This is a genomic window from Paenibacillus shunpengii (assembly GCF_042684905.1).
In the GTDB taxonomy this organism is placed as follows: domain Bacteria; phylum Bacillota; class Bacilli; order Paenibacillales; family Paenibacillaceae; genus Paenibacillus; species Paenibacillus shunpengii.
The window spans coordinates 149,526-160,419 of record NZ_JBHUMJ010000007.1; the positions used below are offsets into that span (position 1 = coordinate 149,526).

At 45.5% G+C, this 10,894-nt stretch carries 9 protein-coding genes and 1 rRNA gene; 9 read left to right on the forward strand and 1 reads right to left on the reverse strand.

Annotated elements, in window-relative coordinates:
• Positions 1-15 precede the first annotated feature (15 nt).
• From gatA to ACFSVM_RS20100, 7 genes are all read left to right on the forward strand, one after another.
• The gene (gene gatA / locus ACFSVM_RS20070) at positions 16-1,473 is read left to right on the forward strand and encodes an Asp-tRNA(Asn)/Glu-tRNA(Gln) amidotransferase subunit GatA (protein WP_379264111.1); all 1,458 of its coding nucleotides are present in this window, start codon (positions 16-18) and stop codon (positions 1,471-1,473) included.
• Between the two features lie 30 nt (positions 1,474-1,503).
• The gene (gene gatB, locus ACFSVM_RS20075; protein WP_090727382.1) at positions 1,504-2,943 is read left to right on the forward strand and encodes an Asp-tRNA(Asn)/Glu-tRNA(Gln) amidotransferase subunit GatB; all 1,440 of its coding nucleotides are present in this window, start codon (positions 1,504-1,506) and stop codon (positions 2,941-2,943) included.
• A 91-nt stretch (positions 2,944-3,034) separates the two neighbouring features.
• A complete protein-coding gene (locus tag ACFSVM_RS20080; protein ID WP_090727381.1) occupies positions 3,035-3,508 on the forward strand; it encodes a GNAT family N-acetyltransferase in 474 nt (157 codons plus the stop codon).
• A 32-nt stretch (positions 3,509-3,540) separates the two neighbouring features.
• The gene (locus ACFSVM_RS20085; protein ID WP_076315406.1) at positions 3,541-4,254 is read left to right on the forward strand and encodes an MgtC/SapB family protein; all 714 of its coding nucleotides are present in this window, start codon (positions 3,541-3,543) and stop codon (positions 4,252-4,254) included.
• A 190-nt stretch (positions 4,255-4,444) separates the two neighbouring features.
• Entirely contained in the window at positions 4,445-6,382 is a 1,938-nt protein-coding gene (locus ACFSVM_RS20090) for a DUF4097 family beta strand repeat-containing protein (RefSeq protein ID WP_379264114.1), read from the forward strand.
• A gap of 182 nt (positions 6,383-6,564) precedes the next feature.
• Positions 6,565-6,990, forward strand: a complete 426-nt coding sequence (locus ACFSVM_RS20095) for a Fur family transcriptional regulator (RefSeq protein WP_379264116.1) — start codon at positions 6,565-6,567, stop codon at positions 6,988-6,990.
• A gap of 127 nt (positions 6,991-7,117) precedes the next feature.
• On the forward strand, positions 7,118-8,836 hold the full coding sequence (locus ACFSVM_RS20100; RefSeq protein WP_379264118.1) for a glycosyl hydrolase family 18 protein: 1,719 nt from the start codon (positions 7,118-7,120) through the stop codon (positions 8,834-8,836).
• An 82-nt stretch (positions 8,837-8,918) separates the two neighbouring features.
• Here ACFSVM_RS20100 and ACFSVM_RS20105 read toward each other — a convergent pair whose 3' ends face one another.
• On the reverse strand, positions 8,919-9,296 hold the full coding sequence (locus tag ACFSVM_RS20105) for a DUF2614 family zinc ribbon-containing protein (RefSeq protein ID WP_076315407.1): 378 nt from the start codon (positions 9,294-9,296) through the stop codon (positions 8,919-8,921).
• Positions 9,297-9,417: 121 nt separating this feature from the next.
• Between ACFSVM_RS20105 and ACFSVM_RS20110 the strand changes: the two genes are divergently transcribed.
• Complete coding sequence (locus tag ACFSVM_RS20110) at positions 9,418-10,296, forward strand: nucleotidyltransferase-like protein (RefSeq protein ID WP_076315408.1); 879 nt, start codon at positions 9,418-9,420, stop codon at positions 10,294-10,296.
• 539 nt (positions 10,297-10,835) lie between these two features.
• Positions 10,836-10,894: ribosomal RNA gene (locus ACFSVM_RS20115) — 16S ribosomal RNA — on the forward strand; the annotation flags it as partial.

Below are 10,894 nucleotides of genomic sequence, written 5' to 3' on the forward strand. Positions count from 1 at the left end.
GGGAGGTTAATAATCTTGAGTTTGCTTAAACATACACTACCTGAGATACATAATAAGCTGCATGCCAAAGAGATCTCGGTTTCCGAGCTGACCGCAGCATCTTATGCAAGAATAGGACAAGTTGAGGAGCAGGTACGTGCGTATCTCACCCTTGATGAGGAAGGGGCAATGGAGGCCGCAAGAAGGCTGGATGACAAGCTTGTATCAGGCGAAGCCCGCGGACTCCTATTTGGCCTGCCTGCAGGAATTAAGGATAATATCTCGACAGAGGGGCTCCGCACAACCTGTGCAAGTCAGTTCCTATCGAACTTTACTCCAGTTTATGATGCGACTGTAGTTAAGAAGCTGAAGGCAGCGGATGTCGTAACACTTGGCAAGCTGAACATGGACGAGTTTGCGATGGGGGGCTCGAACGAGAATTCGAGCTTCTATCCGGTGCGTAATCCATGGGATCTGGATCGGGTGCCCGGAGGCTCCAGCGGGGGTTCAGCTGCGGCAGTGGCCGCAGGAGAAGCTTACTTCACACTCGGCTCCGACACGGGCGGTTCGATTCGCCAGCCTGCCTCTTATTGCGGCGTAGTCGGTTTGAAACCGACCTATGGTCGTGTTTCCCGTTTCGGACTAGTTGCATTTGCTTCTTCTCTTGATCAGATCGGCCCGGTCACGAAAAATGTCGAGGATTCTGCTTATGTACTTCAAGCGATTTCCGGATATGATTCTATGGATTCGACGTCAGCCAATGTTGAAGTTCCAGATTTTCTGAGCAGCCTGACCGGAGAAGTAAAAGGTCTGCGGATCGGAGTTCCTAAGGAATATATCGGCGAAGGCGTTGATTCATCCGTGAAGGAGACGGTAATGTCTGCGCTTAAAGTCCTCGAAGGACTCGGAGCAGCCTGGGAAGAGGTATCTCTTCCGCATACAGAGTATGCGGTAGCCAGCTATTATTTGCTAGCTTCCTCCGAAGCATCTTCTAATCTTGCCAGATTTGATGGCGTTCGTTATGGCGTTCGTGCGGACAACCCTGATAATCTGCTTGATCTGTATCATAAATCCCGCAGTGAGGGCTTCGGCAGTGAAGTGAAACGCCGGATTATGCTCGGAACCTACGCACTCAGCTCAGGCTACTATGATGCCTATTACTTGAAGGCTCAAAAAGTCCGCACGCTGATCAAGAATGATTTTGACGAAGTATTTAAGAACTATGATGTTATTATTGGACCAACAGCGCCTACGACAGCATTCAAGCTCGGTTCTCAAGTAGACAATCCGCTGACGATGTATCTGAATGATATCCTTACGATTCCTGTCAGCCTTGCAGGTGTGCCTGCGATCAGCATTCCTTGCGGTTTTGCTGATGGAATGCCTGTCGGAATGCAAATTATCGGCAAGGCTTTTGATGAAGCGACCGTTCTTCGTGTTGCCCATGCATTTGAGCAGCATACGGAATATCACAAACAGCAGCCACAGCTATAAGGCCTAAGGGAAAGAGAGGGAAAATGAATCATGTCAACATCCAAGTACGAGACAGTCATCGGGCTTGAAGTCCATGTTGAGCTGCATACGAAATCTAAAATTTTCTGCGGCTGCTCCACGGAGTTTGGTGCACCGCCGAATACACATACATGTCCGATCTGCCTGGGGCATCCCGGGGTTCTTCCGGTGCTGAACCGTCAGGCGGTCGAATACGCGATGAAAGCAGCCATGGCTCTAAACTGTACGATCGCAGATATTAGCAAATTTGACCGTAAGAACTATTTTTATCCCGATTCGCCTAAGGCCTATCAGATCTCTCAATATGATCAGCCTGTTGGAGAGAATGGCTGGATTGATATTGAAGTAAACGGAGAAACCAAGCGTATCGGAATCACACGTCTCCATCTGGAGGAGGATGCGGGTAAGCTGACTCATATGGATGGCGGTTATGGTACACTTGCGGACTATAATAGAGTAGGTACTCCGCTGGTTGAGATTGTATCAGAACCGGATATTTCTTCGCCGGAAGAAGCGCGTGCTTATTTGGAGAAGATCCGTTCCATCATGCAATACTGTGATGTATCCGATGTGAAGATGGAGGAAGGGTCCCTGCGCTGCGATGCCAATATCAGCTTGCGCCCATACGGACAGAAAGAGTTCGGTACCAAAGCCGAGCTGAAGAATATGAACTCCTTCCGTGGCGTACAGCGCGGTCTTGAATATGAGGAATACCGCCAGGCTGAGCTGCTGAATGACGGAGACGAGGTCGTTCAGGAAACTCGCCGCTGGGATGAGTCGCAGGGCAAGACACTGTCCATGCGCAGCAAGGAAGAGGCTCATGATTATCGCTACTTCCCAGACCCTGACCTTGTCACACTTCATATTGATCAGGAATGGAAGGATCGGGTAAAGGCTACTATTCCAGAGCTTCCTGATGAGCGTAAAGCGCGTTACACGGCAGAGTACGGCCTGCCTTCCTATGATGCCGATGTCATTACAGCTTCCAAAGCGGTAGCTGATCTGTTTGAAGAGAGTCTTAAGCACACTTCGGACGCCAAAGCCGTATCCAACTGGATTATGGGAGATCTCCTTGGCTATCTGAACAGTGAGAATCTGGAGCTGTCAGCGGTTCCGATCACGGGAGAAGGTCTTGGCGAAATGATTGGATTGATTGAGAAAGGTACGATCAGCTCGAAGATTGCGAAGACCGTATTCAAGGAAATGCTTGTGAGCGGCAAGAAGCCGCAGCAGATTGTTGAGGAGAAAGGTCTCGTCCAGATCAGTGATGAGGGAGCCATTCTTGGCATAGTTGAGCAAGTCGTTGCTGCGAACCCGCAATCGGTTGAGGACTACAAAGCAGGTAAGCAAAAAGCAATCGGCTTCCTTGTGGGGCAGGTAATGAAGGAAAGTAAAGGCAAGGCGAATCCGGGCATGGTAAACAAGCTGCTTGCTGATGTCTTGAACCGGTAGTATGCTGGTAAGTACAGTTATAAAATCGTTGAACACGGAAGCTCGTCCATTGCGGCGGGCTTCTTTTTGAATTAGGGGGCTGGTTAGGGAAATGATACTAAATATTTCTTTGCAAGACAGGGACCTGATGCTGGAAGTATGGAGACTGCAGCAGATGGCATATCGCTTGGAGGCCGAGCTGATCGGCTTTCACGACATTCCACCGCTGCTTGATACCATTGACAGTCTTCAGGAATGCGGAGAGACGTTTTATGGGTATATAAATGAAGATATGGAGCTTATTGGGGCGATTTCGGTGGAGCAGGAATGGGAAGACAGCCTGACGATCTCAAGAATGATGGTTCATCCGAATCATTTTCGAAGAGGTGTTGCCGGTCAGCTTATTCAGCATGTACTGGATCAATATTTCGAAGTGCGAAAGTTTATTGTGTCGACAGGCATGAAGAATACACCTGCTGTAATGCTGTATCAAAAGTACGGCTTCGAGCCTGTACAGACCTGTGAGATTGCACCAAATGTGGAATTAACGACGTTCCATTTGAATAGGATGTACGATCGTTCTTAATTCAGACACGAATGACGGAAGGAGATATGCAAATGAACGATCCTTGGTATATCAGTGAATGGAGTATACTTCTTAGATTGCTCCTTGCCATGCTTATGGGAGGGCTTATCGGACTTGAACGCGAGCGCTCCAACCATGCGGCAGGCTTCAGAACTCATATTTTGGTATGTTTGGGTTCATCATTAATTATGATCTTATCGGTCTATGGCTTTGGTGATTTTGTAAATGAGGTTAATGTTCGTATGGACCCTGCACGTTTGGCGGCAGCCGTTATTACCGGCGTGGGCTTTCTGGGAGCGGGAACGATCCTGTTCACGGGTAAATCCATCACTGGGCTTACGACGGCAGCTTCAATATGGGTAGTCGCAGCCATAGGTCTTGCTGTAGGGGCAGGCTTCTATTTTGCCGCTGTAATATCAACGCTGCTGGTACTTCTGAACTTGTGGGTATTTAATAAAGTTGAACGTCGTTACCTTAAAGCCAACAAACAGCACTTGATAACACTAAGCGGAGACTCATCTCCCAATCTGATTGAGAAGATTTCCGCCTTTATGGAGGCTGAGAAGATTATTATACGGAAAATGACGGTGAGTGATCTGGAAGTGGGTCCTCCCGGCTATCGATCTGAATTGAATCTTCATGTGGAAGTATCCCTGCACGTACTGGTTCCTAACAATTTCAGCACCGTGGATTTGGTTACCAAGCTGCAGAGCTGTCATCAGTTCAGGTCTATATCAGTGGAATAAACAAATTTTAGACACTTTACTTTTCGTTATTTGAGAAGTAAGGTGTTTTTTTGTAGACAAAATATATTCGGGATTTGGAAGTTTGTGCTGCAAACAACATAAGCTTTCCAGTTACTATAGAAGAAGAATAGGGTAGTATCAAAAGAAAAGCAGATTATGCAATTGTTCTTATTGGAGGTGAGCACCTTAAATGCAGATGAATACCGATCCGAACCCGAAGCGTCCAAAAAGACGGCTCCAGCGTAACTGGCACAAGTTTATTGCAGGTTTATTGTCTGCGTTGTTCCCTGGCTTGGGTCATATTTATTTGGGTTTGTACATTAAAGGCCTCACTTTTGTTTTCTTGTTATTGCTTGATTTAACGGCCTTATTATACTTCTCGTCGATTGGGATTCAGATCAATGTTCCGTTAATTATTTTATTGTCGCTTGTCATCCCCGTCATTTACTTCATCAATATTTATGATGTTCTGCAATTAGCGGATTGGGTGCTTATGAAAAAACGACGTATACAAACAGAGGGAGAGCCAAGTAAGGACTCGTCTATATTGCGCCCAGGCATCGGTTTTATGGGTTGGGAGCGAGGGTTATCCTTCGGCATGCTGCTGATCTTTGGCGGTGGACTGATGGTGCTGTTTGTACAGAAACCCCGCTGGCTCGAATGGTATTTGGCTCAGTATGGGTTATATGCTGTAGGCGCTGCCCTTGTTATCGCAGGGTTATTATTATTAAATCGAGAACTGATATTGTCCTTCACTTTTAAGAAACGTCGTTTGAATAAGAGTACAGGCTCTTACTTAAAAATTAGAATTGGGAGATATACAGCATCGACTCTTCTCATTATCGTTGGCATTCTGCTCATTATAGACAAGGTCGATCAGACCGAGTATGTTTTCAGTCTAGTTAACTATTGGCCGTTTATCCTGGTCATTTGGGGGATTGAATTTATTATCGCCTTTCTGCTCAATCAAGTATTAATACCTGCGGCAAAAAGGAAATCACGCTACAGATTCAGACCCGATTTTAAAGGCATATTATCTGCCACTATTTTGATCTGCTGTATTTTTATTGTGACACAGCAGGATCATTACGCGCATCTGTGGAACCGAGTGAGCCTGAATTTAAGTGCCGCTTCGCTGGATTACAGTGAGGCAGCCGACAACCAAATCGAAAAAGAAACGATTTCTATTCCGGTTGAAATGGAAACAGGTGCCGTTGTCGTCGAAAATGTGAATGGTGACATTCGGATTAACCGAGGGGACGTAGAGTCGGTCGTCGTCAAGACGGTTGCTTGGGTGGATCAAGTAGAACCTGTTGAAGCTCAGGCCGTTGCAGATGCATCCGAGGTTAATGTCCAGGAAGGGAAAACGATCCAAATTGCTGCCAAGCCTCAAGGATACGGGAGTGAATCTAAACGCCAGCCTAGAATGAATCTGACCATCACGATCCCGGATGACCGGCGCTTTGATCTGCAAGTGAGAACCTCTAATGGCTCTGTATATCTTGATCGGCCAGAGGCAATCAGCAGCATTCATGTCGAAAGCGGGAATGGAAAGATCTATATCCATAATGCCATTGGAGATGTCCATGCCAAGACCCTTAACGGGAATATATCGGTAGCTGATGTAATCGGAAGTGCTGTGCTGAGCACCAATCGCGGTGATCTTCGAGCAGAGGAAGTGACAGGCAGCGTAGATCTTACGACGCTTGTTGGACGCATACAGGCTTCAGACAACGTGGGGGATATTACAGGCAGTACACGAAACGGGAATATTTCCGTAAATGAACCGGTTGCCAAATTAAAATTAGAGACATTGAACGGTGCTGTCCAGGTCCAAACGAAACAGATCGGCGGAGACTGGGACATATACAGTGCTGTCGGCGATATTTTATTAGCCATTCCTGAGACAGGAGATTATGAGGTATCGGGCTCAAGCACCTACGGTAATCTTAACGTCGAACCTCCCTACACGATTGAGAATAGGATGATTACAGGTGTCTCCGGAACAGGAGAGTATAAGGTTCAAGTAGAGGGTAATAGTGATATAACCATTCAGCGCTCTTTAATGGAGGATGAGACCAGCGGGGGAAATACGCAGACGAATCGGACGAATCAAATGCTGCAGTGATCACTTGTTTTTTTGACAATACCTTAAAAGTTCCCTGATTTGCATGCCTCACATGCGTTGACAACAATTAGAATTAAACTTTACAATATATTTGTGTGATAAAGGTTACTGTAATTGTTGTTTTTTTATGAGACTATCTATTTCTTTTTAGGCGCATGAATAAAGGTAAGGCGGTGGGCCATATGTCAACACGTGTCCAACATGCATTAGAACAATTGAAAACGACCGGTGTTCGTATAACGCCTCAGCGCCATGCGATACTCAATTATCTTATGGAATCCATGGGACATCCAACAGCAGATGAGATTTATCGAGCTCTCGAGCCTCAGTTTCCAAGCATGAGCGTGGCGACCGTATATAATAATCTGAAGATGTTTACAAATGCCGGTATGGTGCGGGAGCTGGCGTATGGCGATAATGCAAGCAGGTTTGATGCCAACGTCACAGATCATTATCATATTATTTGTGAAGCGTGCGGAACCATTCGGGATTTTAATTATCCTTCACTTTCTGATGTGGAAGAACGAGCCGGGCTGGATACAGGCTTTCAGGTGAACGGATTACGGTTGGAATTGTACGGTGTATGTGAGAGTTGCAGGCCATCGTAAAAGGTGTATACAATAGCGTGAGAAATTCCTTTCACAGGAGTATCTCACGCTTTTTAGATTTTGGGTATTCGCAGCGAGCGTCTATGGATTAGGAAGAAGCTATTGCTATAGGATGGGGGAGCATCAATTGGCAAAAGGTTATCGCAAAAAGAGAAGGCGAAAGTCCGGTTTTACTAAGAAGATTGCAGCGATTGGGTTTATTGGAGTAGGTATCTATTTGCTGATCACGACATTTAATCTGCAAAATATATATGAAGACGCAGACTGGAGAGGCTTTACGAAACCGATCTTTGTACAAGGAGAGCTGATGGATTACGAAGCTGTAGGCTCGGGTGAGAGCTTGCAGCTCCCGCTTCCTGTTTTACAGGAGGCCGTCGATCCGGCGATGCGATTTGAAGACGGAGATCGTGCGATTATATTAACCTCACCGGATAAAGTAATGAGACTGCATGTCGGTAAAGAGGAAGCAGAGCTGAATACGAAGGAGTATGAGCTTCATACGGCTCCTTTTGAAGAACAGGGAGTACCTTATGTACCATTGCAGGCAGTAAAAGAAGTTTACGGTGTTACCGTTCATGAAGACATGGATACTGGTGCAGTGCTTCTAATGAACGCAGGCGAAGTCATTCAATACGGCTCAGCAGCCGGTAAAGATCCTGAACAGGAAATTCCACTCTATAAAGAGCCGGATAAAGGCTCTGCAATCATCGCGCAGATGAATCCAGGGGATCGGGTGAGGATTTGGTCCACGAATGAAGACTGGAATTATGTTCAAATGGATGATGGTTATGCGGGGTATACATCTGCTGGCAAAATAAAGCCCACAGAAAAGGTGACAGTTCCAGTACCAGAATCATTACCCACAGCAGCCGAACAGCGCTGGAAGGGGAAGACGATTAATCTGGCATGGGAAGCCGTATACAATAGAGCAGCTGATCCAGCCAACCTGCAGACAATGGAGGGCGTCAACGTGGTGAGTCCGACATGGTTTGATATTACAGATGGCAATGGTTCGGTAGAGAGCAAGGGTGATCTGGAATACGTACACAGGGCCAAGTCGCTGGGTATGGAGGTGTGGGGACTGCTCAGCAATAGCTTTGATCCGGATATGACTGCAGAAGCACTCTCTACTTATGATCGACGAACGGCTATTATCCAGAAGATGATCGAATATGCTGATGCTTACGAGCTGGACGGTATCAATATAGATTTCGAGAATGTGTACACAGAGGACGGGCCGATGGTTACTCAGTTCATGAGAGAGCTTCGTCCTTACGCCAAGCAGAATGACCTCGTGTTGTCGATTGCAGTTACACCGAAGTCAAACAGTGAGATGTGGTCCTTATTTTTAGATCGCAGGGCACTAGGTGAAATTGCAGATTACATGATGGTCATGACTTATGATGAACACTGGGCATCAAGTCCAACGGCAGGATCCGTTGCATCCTTGCCATGGGTGACTGCGGGGATGAACAAGATCATGGTAGAAGATGAAGTGCCTGCGGACAAGCTGCTGCTTGGAATTCCATCCTATACTAGAGTATGGTCTATCAAGGAATCCGGAGAGGACAGCGGGATTACTTCCAAAGCGATTGGTATGGACTCAGCGCAGGATCTGATTAAGCAGCACAAGCTGACTCCGACATTCTCAGAGGATACAGGACAGAACTATGTAGAATTCACAGAGGGGGAAGTGCGGAATCAGATCTGGCTTGAGGATCAAACCTCACTTCGGGCAAGAGTTGATCTTGCGAGTGAGCTGAAGCTCGCTGGAATCGCCACCTGGAACAGAAGCTTTGCCAATGAAGGTGCATGGGCAGTGCTTAATCGAATTCATCAACGTTGAAGAACTAATACATTATAATTATAAAAAAACAGGGACAGTTCAAAAATGAGAGCTGTCCCTGTTTTGCTATTCTTGCACCTGCTTATGATCTGGATACGGGTTCCGATTTCTTCATGTTTAATTCTTCAATAGTGGTATTTGCCTGTGCTGGGTCGTGCGTTAATATCGTCTTGCAGAACATACAGCGGTCCGTCTTGCCCAGCATTTTGGTGAGCTTGCTGCATTCAGGACATTCAATTTGAACTGCGCTCACAGACATCATTCCAGCCCAGAAATAGATGGCAAGACTGCCCATCATCGCGATCAAGCCAATGACAAGTCCAATGCCGGCAAATACCTTGCCTGCGCTGCCCCAGAATACAATTCCGGCTGTGCCGAGAACCATGAGCCCCATGCCCAGCATTGTAAGCAACAGTCCCCACGTACGAAAGGCTTCAATTTTTGCAGTTTTAAAAATCATAGCTATGCTCCTTATGCATGAGTGTCGTCTTCTCAGTGAAGCAGGAAACCTATGTTCTTATGTAGAACTATATTATAACTTAACTGGAATAAAATCACCATTTTTTGTCTGGAGGGAGACCGTGGAACTTAAGAATTATTCTTTTTTATCGGAGGAATCATCTAAACACGGAGCAGTTGGAGCAATTGTCTATCCCCATTCAGGGGAACAATTTTATGGATCACTTATGCAGGATTTCGAGGTTCTTGTACTGATACTGCATGAAGAAGGCCCAACTGAGAATAGATACAGGCATTCAGCCATTGGTGAATTGCGATATCAGATTCTATATATGGACTGGATGCGTCTGACTCGTTGTTTGATTACGGGAGAAGATCGAGGTGTGGTTGAAGCTTTTTTACATGGCGATATATTATGGGACAAGGGTGACAAGATTAAGGTTCACAGAAATTATATTCAACAATTCGGTCCAAAGCTCCGCAAGCAAAAAATATTTTATGAGTTCTCTCAGTTTTTGCGCACTTATTTGGATGCCAAGAGATGGATCAAAGACGGAGAAGTGATCGATGCTTATCAAGGCGTTCTGGAATCATTAAATCATTGGGCAAGAATTGTAGTGATGGAGAAAGGAATCTCACCCGAAAGAGCAGTCTGGACTCAGATACGAGATATGGATCGCTCTGTATATAAGTTGTATGAGGAGCTTACAATGAGCAAAGAGACCCTTGAACAGCGCGTAGAGCTTATACTATTAGCTTGTGAATTCTCTGTGTTGTCCAAGATGGAGAGCAGCTGTAGTCTTCTACTGGACATTCTTCGCAGTGGAAATAAGCCGTGGAGCCTGCATGATCTGATGAAGCATCCTGACCTTTGCTTTATGCAAGATGAGATTCCGTTACTGCTTCGAAAATTGGTTCACCGTTCTATTATTAGAGAAATAGAGAGCCTTGTTCCATTTGTAACCGAAGGAGGCAAAGAGATTAAATATTGTGCGAAGTGAATAATACCGACTTATGTTATCGCTCCGATCTGTTGTTTTCCATTGTTATCTGTACTGAAGTAGAATAGACGCAGAAAAGATCGAATTTAATTGAAAAAAGTTAGCTAAATAGCTTGACTCCTATATTCAAATCGTGATAAATTATAACTCGCCCGTTAAAAAGGCGCTAAGCATTCTCGAATAACTTAAATGCGTGGTTATCCATTGCAGATAAGAGGTTGAAAACTTTTTAAAAAAAGTGCTTGACTAAAGAATGCAGAGTATGATACATTATAAAAGTCGCCGCTGAAATTAAATGAAGCGATGACAACGAAGTTGATCTTTGAAAACTGAACAACGAGTGAGCAGAATTTTGCAACTGCAAAATTCTAAACGCGAGGTTATGGTACAAGTCGTCAGACGGTATGATAACCGAGCAAAATAAAGAGAACATTACGTTCTCGTCAGTTTTTCTAATTGAGCTTAATCGCTCTTTTCAATATTTTGAAGGTTGGATGTTTTCTCGAAGCAATTCGAAGGGTGTTCAGCTTGATAAATCCTTATTGGAGAGTTTGATCCTGGCTCAGGACGAACGCTGGCGGCGTGCCTAATACATGCA

Excerpts from the sequence above, each read along its gene's own strand:
- gatB (WP_090727382.1), top strand. The coding sequence starts at position 1,504 with ATGTCAACATCCAAGTACGAGACAGTCATCGGGCTTGAAGTCCATGTT.
- ACFSVM_RS20080 (WP_090727381.1), top strand. The coding sequence starts at position 3,035 with ATGATACTAAATATTTCTTTGCAAGACAGGGACCTGATGCTGGAAGTA.
- ACFSVM_RS20085 (WP_076315406.1), top strand. The coding sequence starts at position 3,541 with ATGAACGATCCTTGGTATATCAGTGAATGGAGTATACTTCTTAGATTG.
- ACFSVM_RS20090 (WP_379264114.1), top strand. The coding sequence starts at position 4,445 with ATGCAGATGAATACCGATCCGAACCCGAAGCGTCCAAAAAGACGGCTC.
- ACFSVM_RS20095 (WP_379264116.1), top strand. The coding sequence starts at position 6,565 with ATGTCAACACGTGTCCAACATGCATTAGAACAATTGAAAACGACCGGT.
- ACFSVM_RS20105 (WP_076315407.1), bottom strand. The coding sequence starts at position 9,296 with ATGATTTTTAAAACTGCAAAAATTGAAGCCTTTCGTACGTGGGGACTG.